Annotated in this window: 22 protein-coding genes and 1 other annotated feature; of the genes, 12 read left to right on the forward strand and 10 right to left on the reverse strand. The window is 46.7% G+C overall.

Annotated features, from left to right (window positions below):
• Positions 1–80: 80 nt before the first annotated feature.
• The 5 genes from AC5YB1_RS11205 to tsaB all read right to left on the reverse strand — a co-directional run bounded on the left by AC5YB1_RS11205 (position 81) and on the right by tsaB (position 4,004).
• Positions 81–968, reverse strand: a complete 888-nt coding sequence (locus AC5YB1_RS11205) for an alpha/beta fold hydrolase (RefSeq protein ID WP_494519235.1) — start codon at positions 966–968, stop codon at positions 81–83.
• 6 nt (positions 969–974) lie between these two features.
• On the reverse strand, positions 975–1,808 hold the full coding sequence (locus tag AC5YB1_RS11210; protein WP_494519236.1) for a class I SAM-dependent methyltransferase: 834 nt from the start codon (positions 1,806–1,808) through the stop codon (positions 975–977).
• A 77-nt stretch (positions 1,809–1,885) separates the two neighbouring features.
• Positions 1,886–2,572: a M50 family metallopeptidase gene (locus tag AC5YB1_RS11215; protein ID WP_494519237.1), complete on the reverse strand. Its 687-nt coding sequence runs from the start codon at positions 2,570–2,572 to the stop codon at positions 1,886–1,888.
• Positions 2,573–2,740: 168 nt separating this feature from the next.
• Complete coding sequence (locus AC5YB1_RS11220) at positions 2,741–3,106, reverse strand: hypothetical protein (RefSeq protein ID WP_494519238.1); 366 nt, start codon at positions 3,104–3,106, stop codon at positions 2,741–2,743.
• Positions 3,107–3,290: 184 nt separating this feature from the next.
• Positions 3,291–4,004: a tRNA (adenosine(37)-N6)-threonylcarbamoyltransferase complex dimerization subunit type 1 TsaB gene (gene tsaB / locus AC5YB1_RS11225; protein ID WP_494519239.1), complete on the reverse strand. Its 714-nt coding sequence runs from the start codon at positions 4,002–4,004 to the stop codon at positions 3,291–3,293.
• Between the two features lie 518 nt (positions 4,005–4,522).
• Between tsaB and AC5YB1_RS11230 the strand changes: the two genes are divergently transcribed.
• Positions 4,523–5,821, forward strand: coding sequence for an NAD(P)/FAD-dependent oxidoreductase (locus AC5YB1_RS11230; protein WP_494519240.1), 1,299 nt, complete (start codon positions 4,523–4,525; stop codon positions 5,819–5,821).
• Positions 5,822–6,011: 190 nt separating this feature from the next.
• Here AC5YB1_RS11230 and yoaA read toward each other — a convergent pair whose 3' ends face one another.
• A complete protein-coding gene (gene yoaA, locus AC5YB1_RS11235; protein ID WP_494519241.1) occupies positions 6,012–7,946 on the reverse strand; it encodes a DNA repair helicase YoaA in 1,935 nt (644 codons plus the stop codon).
• A 341-nt stretch (positions 7,947–8,287) separates the two neighbouring features.
• Positions 8,288–8,408, forward strand: a sequence feature (His leader region).
• 67 nt (positions 8,409–8,475) lie between these two features.
• On the opposite strand from yoaA, the gene hisG reads away from it, so the two are divergent.
• The 10 genes from hisG (at position 8,476) to AC5YB1_RS11285 (ending at position 17,614) form a co-directional block, all read left to right on the forward strand.
• Positions 8,476–9,375 carry an ATP phosphoribosyltransferase gene (gene hisG / locus AC5YB1_RS11240; RefSeq protein ID WP_494519242.1) on the forward strand — a complete coding sequence of 300 codons (900 nt, stop codon included), beginning with the start codon at positions 8,476–8,478 and terminating at the stop codon, positions 9,373–9,375.
• Between the two features lie 43 nt (positions 9,376–9,418).
• Complete coding sequence (gene hisD / locus AC5YB1_RS11245; protein WP_494521628.1) at positions 9,419–10,735, forward strand: histidinol dehydrogenase; 1,317 nt, start codon at positions 9,419–9,421, stop codon at positions 10,733–10,735.
• A 1-nt stretch (position 10,736) separates the two neighbouring features.
• The gene (gene hisC / locus AC5YB1_RS11250; RefSeq protein WP_494519243.1) at positions 10,737–11,780 is read left to right on the forward strand and encodes a histidinol-phosphate transaminase; all 1,044 of its coding nucleotides are present in this window, start codon (positions 10,737–10,739) and stop codon (positions 11,778–11,780) included.
• A gap of 81 nt (positions 11,781–11,861) precedes the next feature.
• Complete coding sequence (hisB, locus tag AC5YB1_RS11255) at positions 11,862–12,929, forward strand: bifunctional histidinol-phosphatase/imidazoleglycerol-phosphate dehydratase HisB (RefSeq protein ID WP_494519244.1); 1,068 nt, start codon at positions 11,862–11,864, stop codon at positions 12,927–12,929.
• Positions 12,926–13,597 (forward strand): imidazole glycerol phosphate synthase subunit HisH, encoded by a 672-nt coding sequence (hisH, locus tag AC5YB1_RS11260; RefSeq protein WP_494519245.1) that lies wholly within the window; start codon positions 12,926–12,928, stop codon positions 13,595–13,597. Before hisB ends, hisH begins: the two co-directional genes overlap by 4 nt.
• Complete coding sequence (gene hisA, locus AC5YB1_RS11265) at positions 13,594–14,331, forward strand: 1-(5-phosphoribosyl)-5-[(5-phosphoribosylamino)methylideneamino]imidazole-4-carboxamide isomerase (RefSeq protein ID WP_494519246.1); 738 nt, start codon at positions 13,594–13,596, stop codon at positions 14,329–14,331. The genes hisH and hisA overlap by 4 nt, the downstream gene beginning before the upstream one ends.
• Complete coding sequence (gene hisF, locus AC5YB1_RS11270; RefSeq protein WP_494519247.1) at positions 14,313–15,086, forward strand: imidazole glycerol phosphate synthase subunit HisF; 774 nt, start codon at positions 14,313–14,315, stop codon at positions 15,084–15,086. Before hisA ends, hisF begins: the two co-directional genes overlap by 19 nt.
• Before the next feature lie 30 nt (positions 15,087–15,116).
• A complete protein-coding gene (gene hisIE, locus AC5YB1_RS11275) occupies positions 15,117–15,737 on the forward strand; it encodes a bifunctional phosphoribosyl-AMP cyclohydrolase/phosphoribosyl-ATP diphosphatase HisIE (RefSeq protein ID WP_494519248.1) in 621 nt (206 codons plus the stop codon).
• Positions 15,738–15,987: 250 nt separating this feature from the next.
• Positions 15,988–17,094 carry a phosphoribosylaminoimidazolesuccinocarboxamide synthase gene (locus tag AC5YB1_RS11280; RefSeq protein WP_494519249.1) on the forward strand — a complete coding sequence of 369 codons (1,107 nt, stop codon included), beginning with the start codon at positions 15,988–15,990 and terminating at the stop codon, positions 17,092–17,094.
• Between the two features lie 256 nt (positions 17,095–17,350).
• Positions 17,351–17,614, forward strand: a complete 264-nt coding sequence (locus tag AC5YB1_RS11285) for a DUF6868 family protein (protein WP_475516707.1) — start codon at positions 17,351–17,353, stop codon at positions 17,612–17,614.
• Positions 17,615–17,802: 188 nt separating this feature from the next.
• Here the strand turns inward: AC5YB1_RS11285 and lpxM are convergent, their stop codons facing one another.
• The 4 genes from lpxM to pheS form a co-directional block, all read right to left on the reverse strand.
• Complete coding sequence (lpxM, locus tag AC5YB1_RS11290; protein ID WP_494519250.1) at positions 17,803–18,738, reverse strand: lauroyl-Kdo(2)-lipid IV(A) myristoyltransferase; 936 nt, start codon at positions 18,736–18,738, stop codon at positions 17,803–17,805.
• Positions 18,739–18,839: 101 nt separating this feature from the next.
• On the reverse strand, positions 18,840–19,139 hold the full coding sequence (gene ihfA, locus AC5YB1_RS11295) for an integration host factor subunit alpha (protein WP_110458038.1): 300 nt from the start codon (positions 19,137–19,139) through the stop codon (positions 18,840–18,842).
• A gap of 4 nt (positions 19,140–19,143) precedes the next feature.
• Complete coding sequence (gene pheT / locus AC5YB1_RS11300; protein ID WP_494519251.1) at positions 19,144–21,531, reverse strand: phenylalanine--tRNA ligase subunit beta; 2,388 nt, start codon at positions 21,529–21,531, stop codon at positions 19,144–19,146.
• Positions 21,532–21,545: 14 nt separating this feature from the next.
• Positions 21,546–22,529, reverse strand: a complete 984-nt coding sequence (gene pheS / locus AC5YB1_RS11305) for a phenylalanine--tRNA ligase subunit alpha (RefSeq protein ID WP_475516970.1) — start codon at positions 22,527–22,529, stop codon at positions 21,546–21,548.
• Positions 22,530–22,918: 389 nt separating this feature from the next.
• On the opposite strand from pheS, the gene AC5YB1_RS11310 reads away from it, so the two are divergent.
• Complete coding sequence (locus AC5YB1_RS11310) at positions 22,919–24,421, forward strand: methyl-accepting chemotaxis protein (RefSeq protein WP_494519252.1); 1,503 nt, start codon at positions 22,919–22,921, stop codon at positions 24,419–24,421.
• Positions 24,422–24,445: the final 24 nt, after the last annotated feature.

Consider the following 24,445-nt stretch of genomic DNA (forward strand, 5'->3'; position numbering starts at 1 on the left):
TTTGAACATCATCACATAATTAGAGTAAAAATCCTAGACTAATTTTGCGTACCGATGATTATTCAATCGACTGACTCATGTCAGCTTAAAAATTCATAAATGTGCCTAGCCACCTGCTGTGCATTGCCCATATGCAGATGATGGTCGCCATCGAGTTCCACATGGGTTATTGCCTGATACCAATCCAATACTTGCTGAGTGATTTTCGGCTCGCGTTGATAACCATCCCGTGCAGTAATCAACAACACACGACCAGTATGGCCTTGCATTAATCCTGTCACGTGTTCAAGATTAAGCCGCATCGGCGAGTCCAAGGTAAGCCTAGGATCGGTACGCCATCGCAGAGCAGTCTCACCATTCACATTACGTTCAATGATAAGTCGACACCAAGGCGTGGCCAGTCCGGTCAAACGATGCCTAGCCGTTACGGCTCTCTCAAGTGAAAAGCTCCGTGAAGGCGCGCTCTTTTTTTCCAATAAGCGCCGATAACCTTGAAAACTTCGAGTCAATCGCTGCCGACTATTCACAGGGGTTTCAAACAGCGGCGCCATCGCTTCAATCAATATCCAGTGGGGCACTTTATCGGCAAAGGCTGCGCTATAAGCAGACGCAACAATCGCACCAAGTGAATGGCCCATCACCGCATAAACGGGTTTAATCGCCATCACAGCATCAAGCAAAATATCGACATCATAAAGATAATCAACCCAATGCAGCGGATAGGCGCCGGGTCGATGTTCTGAGCGACCATGCCCAGGCCAATCAATGGCTAACACTTGGAAGTTATCAAGATTCTGGGTTAATGGCGCAAAGCTGTTGGCATTATCTAACCATCCATGCAATGCCAGTATTAATGGCTTATCGTCACTTCCCCATACTCTTGCGGCTAAACGAATATGAGGCAACTGAATCGTCACCTCATTTTCTGCGCCGCAAGATTGCCATAGCAAGCTCTTTTTGTCAGGCATTTATTACTACTTTTTGATAAATTTGAGTGTCATGCGGTCGCTTTCGCCTATTGCGAGGTATTTTTGCTTGTCTTGCTCACCCAACCTCAGGCTTGGTGGCAAGGTCCACACCCCTTTAGGGTGATCTTTGCTGTCTTTGTCATTGGCGTTAATTTCGCTGCTAGACACTAGAGTAAAGCCTGATTTTTGCGCCAAATCGATGATCTCATCTTGCAGCATATAACCAGAGCTTAACGCCATTCCGGGCTTAGCCCTATGCTCAACAATGCCCAGTACTCCACCGGGTTTGAGCACCTGATACGCACTGTCAAACACATTTTCTAACTGGCCTGAATTGGCCCAGTTGTGCAGATTACGAAAAGTCAGCACAGCATCGACACTGTTATCTTCACCTAACTCGGTCAGGCGTGGTGGATCGAACGCCAAGAATGAAGCTTGACCAAGCACAGCGCGATTGTCATCCAGCCACTGCGCTAATGCTTTGCCTAAACGAATTTGATATCCAGGTAACTTAATCCCTTCTGGAGGGTTTGCATCGAAGTTTGCAGCGATATAGTGTCCTTCAGCGGCTAAATATGGCGCCAAAATCTCGCTATACCACCGTCCACCTGGCCACAATTCTATGACTGTATCGTTAGGTTTTATGTCAAAAAAAGTGAGTGTTTCAGCTGGATGCCTATAGGCGTCACGAGCAATATTGTCTGCTTGTCTTAAGTCATTGTTCAAGGCGGCACTCAGATGAGTATCTACCTCGGGTTGCGCCAGTAAATGGCCACTAAATAGACTCGCTACAAGCACAGAAGGTAATAGCAGATTATTGAATAACGGCATGGATTTCATTAAATATCTCCTCAGCAAAGACTTAAACCTATCAGTCTCTATGAGGAAATTAAATAAAAACAAACAAGGAGTAATGTTTATTTTGATAAGCGGTCAACCTTACTCCAACACAACCACAACATCAGCAGGCTGGTCAATAACCAGAGTGTCACCCAAAACACAGCCGGCATCCATGTCAACTGCGCCAACATTGCGGCATCCCCCTGACCTGTTAAGCCAAATAACACCGCCGGGCTGGCCAAAGCATTGAGCATCACCATTAATGCCATCACCCTAAGTGATAGCGTCAACGGTGGGCTGTGACTTAACTTTAACGGTAATAAAAACAGCAAGGCTAATAGCGACAAAATACCCAGCGTCAACAGATCGCGCCCCCACAGTAACATGGTTAACAACACCGCTAAGCCTAACAAAGCAAAGCTAAGCCGTATCCCCTGACGCCACGTGGCTAAATTAAAAATCAGTAATCCCCATAAGGCTGCACCAAAATAACCGGCAAAACCGATGGCTACAGGCCACCCCCCTTGGCTAAAACAGAGCCCGGCACCATTAGGAAATAGCTGGATATGGCTAACGGCGCCGCCAGTTAGCAAAGTTGCCAAGCCATGAGAGAGCTCATGAAAATAACTCTCTAGCCATTTAAAGGGCACGCTGAGATAGGGAATACGCGTAAGTATCAGTGCCAGCAGTAGTTCGATAATAAATTGACCACGGCTGGGGACTGCGATGGCATTGGGCGCAGTGGATTGACTATGCAGCGCCATTAGTGACTCCACCTAGGCAAGTGACCGTTACTCAAATAACGAGTACAGGCAAAAAAATAAGCTAAGACACTAAGTGACAATAAGGATTTTTGCGCGCCATAGACAGCTAACAACAATGCGGAGACAAAAGCAGTTAAATACCACCAAAGCCTGCCCGCGCTGAGCCGCTTATGCATAAGTATCGATACCCACCATTTGCGAAATAGCTTCTCGCTGCGCGGCATGTTCATGCTGTAGGTAAGTAGAAATCGCGCCTTGCTTGGCCTGAGTATTCTGCTCATACTCGAGCTTGGCATCGAGACGGGCGTCAAGTTGCATGGCACTTGAGTTGTCTGCGTTATCAGCATTACCAAGCTCCACCTCAGTTGCGCCTGACTGGCCTTGTTGGCGCAATAGATCGCTAGACTCAATCGCTTTGACATCAATAATCGCAGGCAAAACTTGCGCCGTCTTAAGCGGCGCAATGCTGTCACTGATGTTTGTGGCGCTTGGCAATGTATTGCTGCGCAGCACATGACCGGATTGGATCTGCATAACTTACCTCACAGTGTGGCGCTTGATTCTGCTGTGCGCCACGGCAATGGTTAGATTATCGATATAGACTCATTTATAGCGAGTTACGATCACCTCGCTTTCAGCAGTATGAATTTGTTAGGCTTAACTTCAAAGACAACAACTAGCATCTACTAAAAGCCGATTGCTATAAGTTTAAAACAGATCACTCACGCCCGGGCAACTTTTTCCACGTAACGGTATCACGCAAATAGACAGGTTGAAGCCCTTCTACATCAGTCGATTGTCCAACGTCATGGGCTATCTCTGCTAGTTGCAACATATATTTAGCTTCGGGAAACTTGGCTTCTGCTGCCAGCAACATTCCCTCGATAAGCAACTCAGGATAAGCATCAAAGCCGGTGCCACAAGCCATCACCGCTTGCTGATAATCTAAAGCACGGCTGACTTCAACAGGAGCGCACACGCTTTCCCGGCCAATCAGTGTCGCTATACCCGCTTGATTGATAAATTCGCCCCAATAGACTTCGCCCATACGGGCATCGATGGCAGCCACGACTTGCGCCGCGCCATGGAGCTCAATCGTCGCCTGCGCCATCGCCTGTAAAGTTGAAATACCTACTACAGGTAAGTCTTGGCCTAACGCTAATCCTTGAGTCATTGACGTGCAGATGCGTATACCGGTAAAACTGCCAGGGCCGCGGCCATAGGCTATCAAGTCAACATCACTTAACCCAATATTGGCATCATTGAGCACCTTATCGACCATAGGTAATAGCCTTTGGCTGTGTTCACGCGGCGCATCGGCCTGCTGGGCATACACTCGCCCCTGATAGCTTAAGGCCACCGAGCAAGATTCGGTGCAGGTGTCTAGCGCAAGCAGGGTCAAGGATGAAGCATTGTCTGTATTATCAGGCATTAATCTAACCAAAATAGGAATAAAAGCAGATGTTAATCGTCAATCGATGTTCATTAAGGTAACCAGTATCGGCTAGCGATATGACTCGGTACAATAATCACAGTAATTGAGAATCACAGTAATCGAGGGACGACAACATATTTAATGACGCCGATTATAACGTAAATTCAAATCAGGTATAGCCCAAAAGCGGGCATAGACTAAAGCTAACTCAAGATATTGCGCCGCTTAGCGCACTTGTGTTCACCTTCCCGCATCATAACCTCGCTATTATAAGCGCAACATAAGCCAATAACATCAAGTAGCAGCTCATAGATCGCTACCATTACCATCACGCAACTGCGGTACGTAAAAAGGCTTTCGTATTTTGAGCCAATTGGCAAGACTCACCTTGTTGAAAATTATTTCATGGTCAAATTGATTATAAACGATACCATAAAGGCCAAATAGCCAAAATACTCAGCCCATAAGACATTCTGACCACAAGGATCGGCACCACCATGACACAGGATACAAGTATGAGCCCACCACTTAAGATCATTATTGTGGGTGGCGGCGCTGGAGGCCTAGGCCTTGCAACCCAACTGGGGCTTAAACTAGGGAAAAAAGGCCAAGCGGAGATCACCTTAATCGATAAAAACCGCACCCATATTTGGAAGCCGCTACTCCATGAAGTCGCCACCGGCTCACTCGATGCCGATCTCGATGGTGTGGTCTATTCGGCCCATGCGGTGCGCCACGGTTATCAATTTCAATTAGGCGAGCTCAATCATGTCGATCTTAAGGCTCAGAGCATTACGCTTGCCCCGATCATAAACGCTAATGGGGAAGCCCTACTCCCCAGCAGGCAGCTCAGTTATGATAAATTAGTCATCGCTGTTGGCAGTGTCAGTAATGATTTTGGCACCCCTGGGGTACAAGAGCACTGCTACTTTTTAGACTCCCACCAGCAAGCCAATCGATTCCATAATGCACTGTTAGACAGCTTTACTCGGGTGCATCAATCGGATGAACTCGGCGCACTAAAAATTGCCATTGTTGGCGGCGGCGCCACAGGCGTTGAGCTGTCGGCAGAGCTATACCATGTCACCGAGCAACTCAAAATGTACGGTTTAAGTAAAATGACCGCCGATAAACTGAGCATCAGCTTGATTGAAGCGGGCCCGCGTATTTTACCTGCGTTACCTGAGCGGATTGCCGCCAGTGCGGCTCGTGAGTTAACGGCACTGGGCGTTAATATCAGAGAAAACACCCGTATTAATCAAGCCTCGGCGCAAGGTTTTATCACCGCCGATGATGAACTCATCGATGCGCACCTGATGTTATGGGCCGCTGGGGTTAAGGCCCCCGAGTTTATTAAACAGATTGAGGGGCTCGAACTTAACCGCGCCAACCAAATTCTGGTAAAAGGCACATTGCAAAGTACCCAAGATGATAACGTCTATGTGATTGGTGACTGCTGTGCATGCCAGCAAGCCGATGGCAGTTTTGTCCCACCGCGCGCACAATCGGCACATCAGATGGCCCAATGTGTTGAACACAATATGCTTGCCGAGATAAAACAACAGCCATTACAAGACTATGTTTATGTCGATCACGGCTCTTTAGTCAATCTATCGCGTTACAGTACCGTCGGTAGCTTGATGGGTAACTTAACCAAAAACAGCATGTTTGTTGAAGGGAAGATCGCTCGCTTTATGTATATCTCGCTATACCGTATGCATCAAAAGGCTATCCATGGCATACCGAAAACCTTGGCATTATGGATGGCAGAAAAAATGATGCGCGTGGTGCGCCCCAGAATGAAACTGCATTAAACTCAATCACTCGCATCCTCAAATAAACAGTCTGTGTGCACTGTTTATTTGAGCCGCCAAGTCGCTATTAGCATAAATAGCATAAAGACAAGATGCCATGTGATCGATTTCACTTATGCGTTTAACTTCAGCGCTTAAAAATCAGTTATCAATGCCAGCCTTAAAAGTGAGCGTTGCCGTCTGTTGGCGCTCAATCTATCTGCTGCAAAAAGGTAATCGCTTGGTCAAGATCCCGGGTGCGGTGCATAGGTGGCAAAGAGTTGATAAATGCCTGTCCGTAGGGGCGATTAACGATACGGTTATCGCATAAAATCAACACGCCGCGATCTTTTTCATCACGGATCAATCGACCTACGCCCTGATTTAAGGTGATCACGGCTTGGGGCAATGACAAACTCATAAAGGGATCGAGTCCATCACGCATTACCCCCTCGGCCCTTGCCTTATACAAGGTGTCATCGGGTGACATAAACGGCAGTTTATCGATAATGACGCAGCTTAATAGTTTACCGCGCACATCAACGCCCTCCCAAAATGCCCCCGTACCCAACAAGACGGCATTACCCAATTGGCGGTACTTTTTCAGCAAAGTTTGTTTGCCCGCCTGCCCTTGTACTAATAAGGGATATTGCACTCGCCCGTGCAGCGCTTGGGCCACCTGATTAAGCATTCGATGGCTGGTAAACAGCATAAAAGTGCGACCTTTAGCGGCATTGATGGCTTTTATCGCCACATCAACCAACTGCTTAGTGGCATTGTCGTGTTGACTGACGCTGCCGAGATGACGCGGCACACAAAATAGCGCTTGGCGCGCATAATCAAATGGACTGTCTAAGATAGCCGTTTGCGCGCTTTTTAATCCTAATGCCTGAGTAAATAAGCCTAAATCACGATTAATTTGTAACGTCGCCGAGGTGAAAATCCAACTGGTATCGGCCCTAAATAATGCCTGGCACTCTTTGGTCACATTAATTGGCGATATTCGCAGCGTCATATGCCGATAACCGTATTCAATACTGTAGGCACTGTTGTGATTATCGCATTGAAAAAACACCGCTAATTTACTTAATTGCTGATTAAGTTTCTCGACGCTATCATCAAACTCTTCATTGCGGCCAAGGTACCCCATTAACAGGGTCTGATAGGCGGTCAGCTCTTGTAACAGCGCCCATGAGGCTGTCATTATCGCTTTGTCGGCCAGCAGATAACGCCAATTGACTTGTTCGGTAGCAAAGACTTGAGCTTGCCACTGCTCAATTAAGGTGTAACAGCGGGCCGTCATCGACGCTATCTGCGCTGAGTCTGTCATCGATTCACGGTAAAGCTGGGCAAAGCGTTCGATCAGGTTAATCACGCTTTTAATATTCAGCTGCTGACCAAAGTAAGTGACTGCAATATCGGGCAGCAGATGTGCCTCGTCAAAAATAACGGCGTCGGTATCGGGCAACAACTCGGCAAAGCCAGTCTCTTTCAACACACTGTCGGCAAAAAACAGGTGATGATTAACCACAATCACCTTGGCATCCATCGCCTTTTGCCGCGCTTTACGGGTAAAACAGGCTTCATAATGCTCGCAAGCTTTACCAATACAACTCTCTTTTGAACTGAACACCAAAGGCAAGGCTGCTGAGTTTTCTGACACACTATGGATACCGCCGATATCACCATCTTGAGTATGTCCAGCCCATTGATTGATTCGCAGCAGATCGTCAAGGACTTGACTGTCCATCACATCGGCACCGTTGAGTTGCCGCTCCATATTGAGCTGGCAAAGGTAGTTGCTGCGGCCTTTGAGTAACGCGACGTTTAGTTTGATATCGAGCATCGCCAGCAATGCAGGAATATCTTTAAAGAACAATTGCTCTTGTAGGTTTTTACTGCCGGTACTGATGATAACTTGCTGACCACTGAGCAATGCTGGCACCAAATACGCGTAGGTTTTACCCACACCAGTGCCCGCTTCAACCACCAAGTTGTCTGCACGCGACATCGCTTGGCTGACTAAAGCTGCCATCTGTTGCTGCTGCGGGCGGCAACTGTAGCCGCTAACGCCTTGGGCTATAACACCGTCATCAGCGAAAATACGCGCCACTTCTTGGGTTAATCTGCTGCTCGTCAATCTCAATCCATCATAGGGTTGTCAGTGCTATTGTGTGGGCATTATCCGTGTTTCATCTCTGAGCACAAGTGGTCGGCATTATCTCACTGACAAAACTTGTTACCTTTACGGCTCACCACCCAACCGATTTTACGACGTACAAAGAGACTTCACTACGGCCAAAACCATTTTGACTATGCACAACGCCTTTTCCCGCGCAGCTTGAAGATGAAGATCACTAATTATGCAAATTAGGGGTTGCATAAACACCCAATCTTGATTAGTTTAAATACAACTCAGGCGACAGCATCGCCGCTTTAGCAAATGATTACACGAGAAAAGAACATGACCCAGCGTTTGAACACTATCCATCATCACCATCATATGCGGTAGCCTTCGGACGCTTACTGCCGGAGGACTATTTCCTTCTGGTGGTTGATTCAAGACAGATCAAAAACCCCTGGAAGGAATTCCGGGGGTTTTTAGTTTCTAGCTTAATATTTTGTTTTAAAACAGTTTTAAAAAATTATTGAATCAACCATAGAGGAAGTCAGTTATGTCAGAGTCAAGCAGATTACGTATCGCCATTCAGAAATCGGGGCGCCTGTCTAAAGAATCACAAAAGCTATTAAAAAGTTGTGGTGTTAAGTTTAACGTTAACGAGCAGCGCCTTATCGCACACTCTGACAATATGCCAATCGACCTGCTGCGGGTGCGTGATGATGATATCCCTGGCCTTGTGATGGATGGCGTGGTTGATCTGGGGATCATAGGTGAAAACGTGCTTGAAGAGGAGCAGATTGAGCGTCAAGCCATCGGCAAACCTGCTGAATGCCTTAAGCTAAGAGAGCTTGATTTTGGCGCGTGTCGACTATCACTGGCTGTACCTAATGAATTTAATTATCAAGATGCGACCTCACTCGAAGGACTGCGCATCGCCACCTCTTACCCGAACCTACTTCGCCGTTATATGCAGCAAAAGGGCATAAGTTATCGCGACTGTATGCTTAAGGGCTCGGTCGAAGTTGCCCCTCGTGCAGGCCTTTCTGATGGGATCTGCGACTTGGTATCAACTGGCGCCACCTTAGAAGCAAATGGCCTGTACGAAACTGAAGTGATCTACCGCTCTATGGCCTGCATCATTCAATCGACTCAAGAGCAAACCCCTGACAAACAAGCGCTGATCAACAAGATTCTTTCTCGTATCAATGGCGTTGTACGCGCTAAAGAGAGTAAATATATTCTGCTGCACGCGCCTACCGAAACTCTCGATCAAATCGTGGCCCTATTACCTGGCGCTGAAAACCCAACCGTACTGCCCCTAAACGATGATACCAATCGCGTCGCTATCCACGCGGTAAGCACTGAAGATCTGTTCTGGGATACCATGGAGGAGCTCACTCAGCTCGGAGCCAGTTCAATACTGGTCATGCCAATCGAAAAAATGATGGGTTAACACTATGACATTAACGACGAGTACCGATGCGATTAAGGTCAAGATGCAACAACTTAAGTGGGCAGAGTTAAGCCTTGGCGAGCAACAACAAGCACTGCAACGCTCTCCCCTCGTTGGCGATTTGGCGCTAGAGCAAAGTGTCAAAACCATTATTGATAAAGTGGCTAACGAGGGAGATATCGCGCTCAAGCAATTTTCAAAGCAGTTTGATGGCGTCGAGTTGGATGAGCTTGCACTGTCTGATATTGAGATAGAAGCCGCCTGCGCAAGAGTTAGCGATGAGATAAAGACCGCCATAGCCCAAGCTATGGACAATATTGAAACCTTCCATAAAGCGCAAGCCTTTCAAGGCATTGATGTTGAAACTCAAACGGGCGTGCGCTGCGAACTTCGTAGTGAGCCCATCGAGAAAGTAGGGCTTTATATTCCTGGAGGCAGTGCGCCGCTCATATCCACCGTATTGATGCTCGCACTGCCAGCCAAAATTGCGGGATGTGAGCAACGTGTGCTCGTCAGCCCCCCGCCCATTGATGATGCCATTGTCTATGCTGCCAATGCATGTGGGATCACAGAGATTTTTCAAGTCGGTGGTGCCCAAGCCATCGCCGCCTTGGCATTAGGCACTGAGTCGATACCTGCTGTCGATAAGATTTTTGGCCCAGGTAATCGTTATGTCACCGAAGCTAAACGTCTAGTATCGCAAGATAGTCGCTGCGTGGTGAGTATCGATATGCCAGCTGGGCCTTCTGAGGTCTTAGTTATCGCAGATAAAGACGCGAACGCCAGTTTTATCGCCGCCGACCTATTGTCTCAAGCGGAGCACGGTCCAGACTCGCAAGTGATGCTGGTCACCGACAGCCAAAAACTCGCTAATGAGGTCAATCAAGCGCTGCAGCAACAACTTGCCCTGTTATCTAGAGCCGATATAGCGAAGACGGCGCTAAGTTGCAGCCGCACCTTACTGGTTAGCGATATGAATGAAGCCGCTAAAGTGTCCAACCGTTATGGCCCTGAACACTTAATTATTCAAACCAATGCACCTCGTGAACTGCTCAGACAAATTCGCGCTGCGGGCTCGGTATTTTTAGGTGCCTACACACCAGAATCCGTGGGTGATTATGCCAGTGGCACTAACCATGTGTTACCCACCTACGGCTATAGCAGAGCCGTATCTAGCCTATCACTTGCCGATTTTAGCCGCCGCTTTACCGTGCAAGAGCTCAGTGCCGAAGGCTTAATGGGGCTAGGCCAAAGCGTGATGACACTTGCCAGCGCCGAGCAACTCGATGCCCACAAGAATGCCATTGCAGTGCGCCTGCTTAGTATTGATACGGCAACAAGTACGGATAAGGGAGCTTAATATGGAGCAGAAGTTAACTATTGCCGAGCGACTAGCACGCCCAGAGCTGCTGACGCTGCAGCCCTATCAGTCTGCGCGCCGCATTGGTGGTGAAGGACAGGTTTGGGTCAATGCCAATGAGTCACCGTTTAACAATAGTGATATCGACGGCCTCAATCGCTATCCTGAATGTCAGCCACCAGCACTTATTAATGCGTATGCCAAATATGCAGGTGTGAATGCCGGTCAAGTCCTCACCAGTCGCGGTGCTGATGAAGCTATCGAGCTGTTAATTCGCACCTTTTGTGTACCCGGCAAAGATAGCATTGCCTGTTTTGGCCCGACCTATGGCATGTACGCCATTAGCGCACAAACCTTTAATGTCGGTGTTAATGCCCTGCGTCTCAATGATGGATATCAACTGCCAAATGATATCGCAGAGCAAGTTAGCGATGCCAAACTAGTGTTTATTTGTAACCCCAACAATCCTACTGGCACCGTCATTAGCCCACAGATAATAGCGCAGGTTATCACTAAGCTGCCTGATGCACTCGTCGTTGTCGATGAAGCCTATATTGAGTTTTGCCCCGACTATAGCGTTGCTAACCTTATCGACCAGTTTGATAACCTTGTGGTGCTGCGCACCTTGTCCAAAGCGTTTGCATTGGCTGGCGCACGCTGCGGCTTTATGCTCGCCAATAAGATGGTTATTGAGATGGTGATGCGAGTCATCGCGCCCTACCCTGTGCCTTTGCCAGTATCGAATCTTGCTTGCGAGGCGCTCAGCTCCCAAGGGATCGACACTATGCAACAACAGGTTAGCCAACTTAAACAGAATGGTTTACGACTCAGTGAGGCACTGCTGCGTATCGGCGCTCAAGTTCTGCCCGCCAATGGCAACTTTGTGTTGGCGACCTTTAATGATGTCACCGATATCCAACATAAACTTAAGCAAGGGGGTGTCGTGGCCCGCGCCTATAAAGATCCCGCCCTTGCTAACAGCATTCGCTTTAGTTTTGCCAGTGATGAACAAACGGATACGTTAATCAAACTGCTTGTCGATTAATGGCCGTGAAGCACTGATATTGACCCATATAACCCTAACTAGTGGCACAGAATAAGAATTGACATTGAAGGTAGAATAAAGATGAAACAAAAGATCCTTTTTATCGATAGAGATGGCACCATCATCGAAGAGCCAATCACCGACAAGCAAGTTGATAGTTTAGCCAAGTTGGTCTTTGAGCCACAGGTGATCCCTGCGCTGCTTAAGCTGCAAAAAGCGGGGTATCGACTCGTGATGGTCAGTAACCAAGATGGGTTGGGCACGCCTTCGTTCCCTAAAGATGATTTTGACACGCCGCAGAACATGATGATGCAGATCTTAACCAGCCAAGGTGTGGTCTTCGATGACGTGCTGATCTGCCCTCATTTTAATGATGAGAACTGCAGTTGCCGCAAACCTAAACTGGGGTTAGTTAAATCTTACCTTACCGAAGGCCGCGTCGACTTTACCGCCTCTGCCGTGATTGGCGACAGAGAAACCGATTTAGGTCTTGCCGATGCCATGGGAATAGCCGGACTGCAGTACAACCGTGAGACCCTAAACTGGGATGCGATTGCCGATAAGCTCCTTTGCAGCGATCGCGTCGCAACGGTCGTGCGCACCACCAAAGAAACCGACATTCGCGTCACCATTGATTTAGATAGCCAGCAGAAAAGCGACATCAATACTGGCATCGGCTTTTTTGACCACATGCTCGATCAAATTGCCACCCACGGCAGCTTTAAGATGGATGTTAGCGTCGATGGTGACTTAGAAATTGATGATCACCATAGCGTCGAAGATACCGCCTTAGCCATTGGTGACGCACTAAGGCAAGCCCTAGGTGATAAGCGCGGCATCGCCCGCTTTGGCTTTAGCATCCCTATGGATGAAGCCAGTGCCTCATGTTTGCTGGACTTATCAGGACGGCCGTTCATCAAGTTTGACGGCCAATTTGAGCGTGAAATGGTGGGCGAGATGGCCACCGAAATGGTGCCACATTTTTTCCGCTCTTTCGCCGATGGCCTGCGCTGCACCCTGCACTTATCCACCAATGGCGATAACGATCACCACAAGGTCGAAAGTCTGTTTAAAGTGCTTGGTCGCACCCTTCGCCAAGCCGTCAAAGTCGAAGGTGATGCCTTGCCATCAAGTAAAGGTGTGTTATGAGCAATGATAGAGCCAGCACCATTATCATAGACACTGGCTGTGCCAATTTAAGCTCGGTTCGCTATGCGTTTGAGCGTATCGGCGCCGATGTTCAAATCAGCGACGATTTAGCCAAGATCAAAGCCGCTACCCGCGTAGTATTGCCTGGTGTCGGTAGCGCTCAAGCGGCAATGGCCTCACTTAATGACAAAGCCCTCGTTGATACCATTAAGTCACTGAGCCAACCCGTACTCGGCGTCTGTCTTGGCATGCAGATTATGACCAACTCTTCGACTGAGCGCGGTAACTTTGCAGTAAAAAACAGCACTGACGGTTGTCGCTGCTTAGGACTTATCGACACCGAGATTAGCGATCTCGATAGCCACGGGCTGCCACTGCCGCACATGGGGTGGAACCAGATAACGCCAACGGCCCATCCACTATTTGAAGGAATTGCCGCTGGCAGTTACGTCTATTTTGTTCATAGCTACCGCGCGCCGATCAGCCAATACACCATTGCTAGCAGTCAATATGGCGAGCCCTTTAGTGCGGCCATCGCCAAGGATAACTTTATGGGGGTGCAGTTTCACCCTGAAAAAAGTGCCGCCATTGGCGCTCAGATCCTGAAAAACTTTATGAAAATGACCCGTGACAGTCTAAATCCACAAAAACCGGAGGTCGCCCAATGATTATCCCCGCAATCGATCTTATCGACGGCCAAGTGGTTCGCCTCTATCAAGGTGACTATAACCAGCAAACCACCTTTGCCTTAAGTCCATTAAGCCAACTGCAATCTTATCAAGCACAGGGCGCCCAGTGGCTACATATCGTTGACCTTACAGGCGCCAAAGATCCCGAACTACGCCAAACAGCATTGATAGCTGAGCTAGTGAACGGGCTTGATGCCAATATTCAAGTGGGCGGCGGCATTCGCAGCGAAGCCCAAGTAGCGGAGCTGCTGGATATTGGCGTCAAACGAGTGGTGATAGGCTCACTCGCGGTGAAAGAGACGGCACTGGTGCAAAGTTGGTTTACCAAATATGGTAGCGACGCCATCTGTTTAGCCCTCGATGTCAATATCAATGACGTGGGCGAGAAAATCGTTGCCGTGTCAGGCTGGCAATCGGGTGGCGGTAAAACCTTAGAGTCCTTAGTGGAAGCCTTTACACCTTATGGCCTAAAACACGCACTGGTGACCGACATTAGTCGTGATGGCACCCTGAAAGGCAGTAACACCGAATTATACCAAGAGATCGCGCAGCGTTATCCCGATATTGCATGGCAAGCGTCTGGTGGTATTGCTACTCTCGAGGACGTTGCCGCAGTAAGAGACAGTGGCGTCAGCGGTATTATTATCGGCAAAGCCCTATTAATTGAAAACTTTAGTGTCGAGGAGGCTATCCAATGTTGGCCAAACGCATAGTCCCCTGCCTCGATGTCCGCGAAGGTAAAGTGGTTAAAGGCGTCCAGTTTCGTAACCATGAAATTGTTGGCGACATAGTCCCTTTGGCCGCACGTTACGCCGTTGAGGGCGCCGATGAACTGGTGTTTTATGATATTACCGCCAGCGCACACGACCGTGTGGTTGATAAAAGTTGGGTGAGCCGGGTTGCCGAGCAGATTGATATCCCCTTCTGTGTTGCGGGCGGAATAAAAACGATTGCTCAAGCGCGAGAAAAGCTTGCCTTTGGCGCCGATAAAATCTCGATAAACTCACCCGCTTTAAGCGATCCAAATCTTATCGATCGCCTGCAAGATGAGTTTGGCCGCCAATGCATCGTCATTGGTATTGACTCCTTCTACGACACCGACAGCAATAGCTACAAGGTCAAGCAGTTTACAGGGGATGAAGCCGCCACCAAAGATACCCAGTGGTATACCCAAGACTGGGTCGAAGAGGTGCAAAAACGCGGCTGTGGCGAGATCGTACTCAATGTGATGAACCAAGACGGCGTGCGCCAAGGCTATGATATAAAACAGCTCTCAATGATCAGAGCGATATGCGATGTCCCCTTAATTGCCTCAGGTGGTGCCGGTACTATGGCGCATTTTAAAGCAGTCTTTGAAGAGGCCAAAGTGGATGCGGCATTGGCTGCCAGTGTATTTCATAAAGGGATCATCGACATTCAAGCATTAAAACGTTACCTACAAGATAATGGCATCCAGATGCGTTTGTAACCGCAAGCTGATAAGGCTCAAGGATTAACAATGAAAAACATAGAAGATTTTTCCAATTTAGATTGGGATAAACAACAGGGACTGATCCCCGTCGTGGTACAAAACCACCTTACAGGTAAAGTATTAATGCTCGGCTATATGGATAAAGCCGCATTAGCAAAAACCTTAGACACCAAAATGGTCACCTTCTTTAGTCGCAGCAAGCAACGCCTATGGACTAAAGGTGAAACCTCAGGTAACACCCTAGATTTAGTGGCCATCGATTGTGACTGTGATGATGACAGCTTATTAGTGCAAGTGATCCCAAATGGTCCCACCTGCCACCTTGAGCGAGAAAGCTGCTGGCCTGATGGCGATGCCCATCCGTTTATCGATAACCTTGCTAAGCTAATTGCTTCACGTAAGGGCCAAGATGCCAAGTCGAGCTATACCGCCCATCTATTTGAGCGTGGCACTAAGCGTATTGCTCAAAAAGTGGGCGAAGAGGGATTGGAAACCGCATTAGCAGCCGCGACGAATGATAAACCTGAGCTAATCGATGAAGCATCCGATCTGATGTATCACTTACTCGTGCTACTAGAAGATCAAGAGTTATCGCTGGCAGACATTACGGCTAACTTATTAGCGCGCCATAGCAAACCTAGTCAGTAATACAGATCAACATGTGTTAAAAAAGAGGCCTACTTACATTAAGTAAGCCTCTTTTTTATTGGCTTTAAGCCCAATAGAAGTAAGGGATTTAGCACTTTTATACCCAGTTCTAAGAGATTGATCATCTGCTAAAGAAAACACACTGTTTTCCAACTGCTTTTATACCGAAAGAGCTGTTGTCAGTCTCGAGTTCTGCTACAATTTCGGCGTAATTTATCCCTCTACTCAATACATAAAAAAATAATACCCTATGAATCAATCAAACAAAGTTTTAGCCGTTAACGATGATCTGCCGATCCGTACCGATAAAGCAGTTCATTCAGGCAAAGTACGCAGCGTATATTGGTTAACCGCCGAGGACAGTGCCCGTCTTATTGAGCAAAAAGGATATGACGTACCCACCGATACCCCGCTAGCCATTATGGTGATAAGTGACCGTATTTCGGCCTTTGACTGTATTTGGCAAGGCGAGAATGGCCTCAATGGTGTACCTGGAAAAGGCGCCGCACTCAATGCCATCTCAAACCATTGGTTCAAACTGTTTAAAGAGAAAGGGCTAGCCGATAGTCATATTCTTGATGTGCCGCATCCATTCGTATGGATCGTCCAAAAAGCCCAGCCAGTGATGGTTGAAGCGATCGCAAGACAATACATCACCGGTTCCATGTGGCGTGCATACAGCAAAGGTGAGCGTGATTTTTGCGGTATCACCCTACCTGAAGGCCTAGAAAAAGATCAAAAGCTGGATGAAGTGTTGATCACTCCGTCAACCAAAGGGGTGTTAACGGGTCTTGAAGGCGTCCCGGAAGCTGATGATGTCAACGTCTCTCGCGCCGCTCTTGAGCGGCACCTTAAAGGCTTTAACTTTCGTTCAATAAGCGACATCGACTTATATGAGAAGCTTCTCAAAGAAGGCTTTGCCGTGATCAGTGACGCCCTAGCAGAACAAGATCAGATTTTTGTCGATACCAAGTTTGAATTTGGCTATGTAAAAGATGCCAGCGGCCAAGAAAAGCTTATCTATATGGATGAAGTTGGCACGCCCGATTCATCTCGTATTTGGGATGGTGAAGCACATCGTAATGGTAAAATCGTCGAGAAATCGAAAGAAGGGTTCCGCCAGTGGCTACTTAACCATTTCCCTGATCCTGATATTTTACTCAACAAAGAGCGTATGCCCGAGCGCTTTGCCCTCGCTCGCGATAATAAGCTGCCGACAGACGTGATGATGGATATCTCCAATACCTATGTTGGAATAGCAGAAACCATTATTGGTGAGAAACTTAATCTTAGCGACAATCCTCGCCAAGAAGTGATTGATGTGCTGCGTAATGAGTATCAACTAATTGTGGATTAATCGCTGATCCACTTTCGCATTGTCTTCTATGAAACCGTAATCGCTACTAGCATTGCGGTTTTTTTAGCCAACCCCTGCTTAACTTTGTCACTCGACATTGTTAAATGGCCCAATGATCGGCCCCTTGCTGGTTGTTATCCCATCGCAAAATCAAAGACTCTCGCTTTTAAAAAGAACAAGGCATAAATTAACGCATAAGCGACTTAATGCGAATTATAATGAAAGAATAACGACTCGTTAATAACAAGGGACGACTATGGATACTCTCCACATAGACACTATCGGTTACGTCAGTACTTTTTTAGGCTGGTGCACTGTACTGAATATTGTATTGTTTAGTTATATGGCAGTGATGCTTATCGCTTTCAACGCCCCCATTAAACGTCTACATAGCCGTATTATGCTGATCCCTAAGGAACAATTAAACGGGTTTTACTTCTCATTTTTAGCACATTATAAATTAGCGATATTACTCTTTAATCTAGTGCCTTACTGTGCCCTAAAAATCATGTCACAATGAGATGTTTGATATAACGCAGCCATTGAGTTATTTAATGGCGCATAATAAGACTATTGAGAATGGATTCAGATACTTGAAGTGTCTAGCACAATGGCAACATGTGACAATAAACAGATAAATCGCAATAGTTGCCGACTCACCTGTTTATTTAGCCTAGTTAAAGTATCAATACGAGGTAAATATTCGACTCAATAAATTGACGCCTCACCTGGTGGACGAGTACGTAATACTTTTAAAAACCACATATACTGCTCAGGATATGCACTGATCACCTGTTCTACTACGCGATTAAGCGCTAAGGCTTCATTTTCTTTGCCTTGCATCTCATCGGGAGAAATCGCCGGCATGACAGTCAACTGGAATTTGCGGCGCTGTTGATCGTAGCCAATTTTAACGGGCATTACCTGAGCGTTTCCAGCCGACGCTAATCGACCGACCACGGGCAGAGTCGCTTTTACTGTGGCAAAGAATGGTGCAAACACACTTTTTTCTGGGCCTAAATCTTCATCGGGCAGATAGAAAAAACTGTTATCCTGCTTAAGTTCGGAAAGTAATGCCCGAATGCCAGCATCGCGCATATAGATATTGCCACCTTGAGAACTACGCATACGGTTATTAAACCAATCAAAGAGCTTATTACGATGCGCTTTTGCCATAGAGACCATAGGCAACTCAAGATTCAGACGCAGCCCCGCATACTCAATTCCCCATACATGGGGCATGATGAAGATAACAGGTTGACCCGCATCACGCGCTCGCTGCACATGTTCGAAGCCATCAAGTATGACTCGGCGGCGTAAATTATCGCTTGAACGAATAAGTAACTCTGATTGTGCTAGCAAGATCATCACAAAGTTTTCGATGTTATTATCGAGTAACTGATTAATTTCACTCTCTGATTTTTCTGGGAAGCAGGTTTCTAGATTAGCCCTTGCAATGCGTAACGGCTTTTTAGCCACTTTTTTAACTAACTTAGCAATCATGCGCGCGATGGGATCACGCACGCGCGCTGGCATAGCACCAAAAATGACTAACAAGCCAATCGCCAGCCACGTTGGCCAGAGTTTAGGGTGTAATAAGCTAAGGTTGAAACGGCGGTCAAAATATTTGGGTTTTCTGGACAAGTAATTAAACCTCTAACCTTTCGAAAAATAAGATGAATCGGTAAATAAAAAACAGAAAAAGCCACTCTGTGAGTGGCCTTAAACTGTCACGCTAAGTAACGTTATTTGTCGGCTTTATTAGCCTCTTCGACTCGGCTCTTGAGCTTCTGTCCTGGACGGAAAGTCACCACACGGCGAGCAGAAATTGGAATATCCTCGCCTGTTTTTGGGTTTCTTCCCGGTCTTTGGTTTTTGTCCCTAAGGTCAAAATTGCCAAAGCCAGATAACTTGACCTGCTCACCGTTTTCGAGTGCTTGACGAATCTCTTCGAAAAACGTCTCTACCATCTCTTTTGCAACTCGCTTATTAATACCAAGTGTTTCAAAAAGATGTTCTGCCATTTCGGCTTTGGTAAGTGCCATACTTTTAATCCCTCAACAATGCGTTGAACTCTGACTTGAGTGAAGAAACTACTTTTTCGACGACTTCTGCAATTTCTTTTTCTTCAAGTGTACGAGCGTTGTCTTGTAGTGTAAGTGCTATCGCCAAGCTCTTTTTGCCTGGTTCAACACCTTTACCTTGGTATACATCGAACAAGTTTAAGCCAACCAACTGATTTTCGCCAACTTTTCTTATCAAATTTATAACATCGGCCGCAGATACCTGCTCATCAACGACGATGGCAATGTCTCTACGGTTTGCAGGAAACTTAGACACAGCCTGGGCTTGCGGCAAACTTGCATGTAATAAAGCGTCTAATTCAAGCTCAAAAATAATGGTTTTACCGTTCAATCCAAATGGCTTTTCTAAGCTAGGATGGACGGCTCCTATGACACCTATGACGCGATCATTTCTTAATATTTCAGCACATTGCCCCGGATGTAATGCCGGATGAGATGCTGATCTAAAAGTAAATTCTTCATCAGATACTGTCAAGCCGATTATGGCTTCTAAGTCACCTTTAAGGTCGAAAAAGTCGACCGTTTTCGACTCCATTGACCAATGTTCATCATGTTGGTTACCTGAAATCACCGCACCCAGCATCGCTTGCTGACGTACTTGTGATTCTGCGACTTCATCTGGTACAAAACGAAGGCCAGTTTCAAATAGACGCACACGATTTTGTTGACGACTTTGGTTATAACCTACTGCAGTCAATAAGCCAGTAAACATCGACAAACGCATCGCTGACATCTCTACCGAAATAGGATTAGGCAAAATCATCGCTGGCGCATCAGGATGAATAAGTGCTTGCTGCTTAGGATCAACAAAACTATAGGTCACCGCTTCTTGGAAACCTCGCGCCACCATCATTGCTCGCACACGCTTTAAATCGATGTCAGATTCTTTATGATCTGGCATGCGTAGCGCTGCTATTGGAGCCGTATTAGGGATATTGTTATAACCATAAATTCGCGCTACTTCTTCAATAAGGTCTTCTTCAATCGCCATATCAAAACGGTAAGTCGCCGTGGTCACATTCCAAGCGCCATCGATTGGCTCAACAATAAAGCCTAAACGTTGCAGAATTTCAGTAACGTCATTGTCGGCAATATGATGACCCAATACGCGATCAAGCTTGCTACGACGTAACGTAATGCTTACAGGCTTGGGTAAATGCGCATCAGATTTAGACTCAACCACTGGACCGGCTTCGCCGCCGCAGATATCAAGCACTAGACGCGTGGCTCTGTCCATCACTTTAGCTTGCAGTTCTGGGTCGACACCACGCTCAAAACGATGTGATGCATCAGTGTGCAAACCTAAACGACGTGATTTGCCCATAATGGCCAGCGGCGCAAAAAACGCACACTCAAGCATAATGTCTTTAGTCTCAGCGGTTACGCCCGATGCTTCACCACCAAATACACCGGCCAACGCCAATGCTTGCTGTTGATCGGCTATCACTAAAGTATCAGCCGGCACCGTAATTTCATTGCCATCAAGCAAGGTCAGTTTTTCTTCACCATCCGCCAAACGCACCACGATATCACCGTTTACGGTGGCTAAATCGAAAGCGTGCATAGGTTGACCAAACTCAATCAACACATAGTTAGTGATATCAACTATCGGATCGATAGAGCGAATACCACTACGGCGCAGCTTCTCTTGCATCCATACCGGTGTTTGTGCCTTAACGTTGATGTTTTTAACTATGCGGCCTAAATAGCGTGGGCATGCCGCTGGCGCTTGGTTATCAATAACGACAGCGTCAGTAATCGTCGGCGTTACCGCTTCCCATGTTGGCTCAGTCACCGCTTGACGATTTAATACACCCACTTCACGAGCCAGACCTACCATACCTAAACAATCTGCGCGGTTCGCCGTTAAATCAACGTCAATCACAGCATCATCTAGATCAAGGTACTCACGGACATCTGTCCCAATTGGCGCATCTAATGGCAGTTCAATAATGCCATCACTTTCGATATCGATACCCAGTTCGCCGTATGAACAAAGCATACCGAATGAAGGTTGACCACGCAGTTTGGCCTTCTTAATTTTAAAGTCGCCCGGTAATACGGCGCCAACCATAGCCACGGCCACTTTTAGTCCTAAACGACAGTTAGGTGCACCGCAAACGATGTCGATCAACTCATTTTGACCCACATTAATTTTAGTTACGCGCAATTTATCGGCATCTGGATGTTGGCCACATTCGACCACCTCACCAATAATTACGCCAGAAAACTCACCTGCAACGGCGTCGATTCCATCGACTTCAAGACCTGCCATGGTAATTTGGTGAGATAATTCTTCTCGGGTCACACTTGGGTTAACCCACTCACGAAGCCAAGATTCGCTAAATTTCATTTTTACTCGCTCCGTTATTTGAATTGCTTAAGAAAGCGCAGATCGTTCTCGAAGAATGAACGCAAATCGTTAACGCCGTAACGTAACATCGATAAACGCTCAACCCCCATACCAAAGGCAAAGCCTTGATACTTTTCAGGATCAATTCCTACGCTGCGCAGCACATTAGGATGTACCATGCCGCAACCCAATACTTCTAACCACTTACCGTTTTTACCCATCACGTCAACTTCCGCTGAAGGCTCAGTGAAAGGAAAATAAGATGGACGGAAGCGTACTTGTAAATCTTCTTCAAAAAAGTTACGCAAGAAATCGTGCAGGATCCCTTTTAGTTCGGCAAAATTAACATGCTCATCAACTAACAAACCTTCTACCTGATGAAACATCGGCGTGTGGGTTTGATCATAGTCATTACGGTAAACGCGGCCCGGAGAGATAATTCTCAATGGCGGCTTCTCGTTTTCCATAGTACGGATCTGTACACCCGAGGTTTGGGTACGCAACATTAACTTAGGATTAAAGTAGAAAGTGTCATGATCGGCACGAGCCGGATGATGCTCCGAAATATTGAGCGCATCGAAATTATGGAAATCATCCTCAATTTCAGGCCCCTGCTTAACGCTAAAACCAAGTTCACCAAAGAAAGTTTCAATACGTTCGATAGTTCGCGTAACAGGATGTAGCCCGCCATTATCAATACGACGTCCTGGCAAGGTCACATCAATACTTTCTGCCGCTAATTTCGCTTCAAGTTCGGCTGATTTTAACCCGTCTATACGCTCAGATAACTTCTGTTGTACGGCTTGCTTAGCTTGGTTAACTGCTTGACCGAAAGCAGGCTTCTCTTCTGCACTAAGCTTACCCATCATTTTCATCATGTCGGTGATCTTACCTTTTTTACCTAGGTAATCGACACGAAGCTCATCGAGGGCTTTCAGATCATCTGTCCCTTCGATAGCCTGCAAGGCCTGTTCTACGATTTCTGTTAACTGTGACATCATCTCTTCCAGTACGCCCGGTCCCGAGTTCGAGAGCCAAGACTTTCTATATGCTGACTATTTATCTTGCGAAAATAGAAAAAGAGACAAATTTTACGTGAGCCTAAGCCGTTTGACTAGGGCTTATTTATGATTTTTCCGAAGAGTTTCACTGAACTACCCAACAGACAGAAAACGATAAGCGAGTTTGATGAGCTAATATGACAAAATAGTTACCTTGTTACCATGGCGCTACAACAAACAAATCAAGAACAGTGCAAGTAACGACTATTGAAAACAAGTTGCACAAATAAACAACAAACAAACGTAAGTGGTCATATTTTCTATTAAGTTATGACATTTCAATCCGATAAGATAGATATTATTTAGCGCAACAAACGAGTATTTCGATGAAAGAAGTCAAGTTTAGGTGGATAGATCAATACCTGATCCACATGACCTTAAAAACAAAGTTTACCATTTTAGCGATTATTCCAATCATCACCTTACTTGGCTTAGCCAGCATTTTATATGGCCAGTTCAATAATCAACTGCGTCAAAGCCATCAAGTCACAAGTGTTAACTATGCACAGCAGTTGGCCGATGTCATTGAACTCAGTTCTCAATACATACCTACTGAGCAACAAGTCGCCTTTAAACGTGCTTTAACTCAACAACAGATAGCAACATATACCGAGTCATTAACTGCTGATACGGCCCGTATTGCATCGCAAGGGGGTGGCAGTAACGTTAGTGACGACAGTGTTAACGCTTACAGCCGCGTAACCGATAGCGGACTTATCGCCATTGTTAAGGTCGATAATTTAAGTCATACACTCGATTCGGCGAAACCTTATGTATTGGCTAGCTTGTTAGTGTTGACCTTAATCATCTTAATCGCCTGTTACTATATATCGACCTTTGTTGGCGGTGCTCTATACACCAGTGTGATGGCGCTAAAACGTGCTGCCGATGGCGACCTTACGGGTCGACTTAACTTCTTCGAAGTGAAAGATGAATTTAGTATTTTGGCGATTAGCATAGATACATTGGTAGAGCGCCAGCACAACCTTGTACGCCAACTATCCCAGGCCAGCAGCCAAATTCGTAATGTCGTACAAAACTTTAGACAAACCGCTGAAGAAGGTCAGCACTTGGCAGCAGGGCAACGTCAGCATTTAGACTCACTCGCCACCGCCATGGAGCAGATGACGGCCGCGGTAAAAGAGGTAGCCCGTAACGCCGAGCTGTCATCTAGTGAAACCCAAGAAGCTAACCAACAAGTTGAGGCAGGTTCTAAAGATATTGCCATTACTGTCGATGCCATTGGTGTGCTATCAAATGAGATTGGTGACGCCGCTAATGCCGTCAATGTGCTCAATGAGAATGCCAGTAAAATTGATGAAGTGGTATCGACCATTAACGCAATTTCTGAGCAAACTAACCTACTAGCATTGAACGCTGCCATTGAAGCCGCCCGAGCCGGTGAACAGGGACGCGGCTTTGCCGTAGTTGCCGATGAGGTGCGCACATTAGCTGGGCGGACTCAAGCCGCTACTGTCGAAATTAAAACCATGATTGAAGCCTTACAAAACGGTTCACAAAATTTAACTCAAGTAATGAAGCGCACCGTGGATTTGGCACAAAATGGTAAGCAACATGTTCTCGACACAGGTAAAGACTTAACAGCGATTGCACAACATAGTGAAAAAGTGTACGAAATGAGTGTGATGATCGCGACTTCAGCAGAACAACAATCTGCCGTAGCGAATGAAATTGCCACAAATCTCATGGAAATACGTAACCAATCCCATGATGTTGAGACATCAGCCAACCAATCAGTATCTGGTTGCGACGAATTACACGCCACAGCAGAGCAATTAGATCAATTACTCATCGGCCTAAAAGTTTAACATCATAGAGTGCTGGCCTTTTTA

The organism is Shewanella sp. 433 (assembly GCF_059338565.1).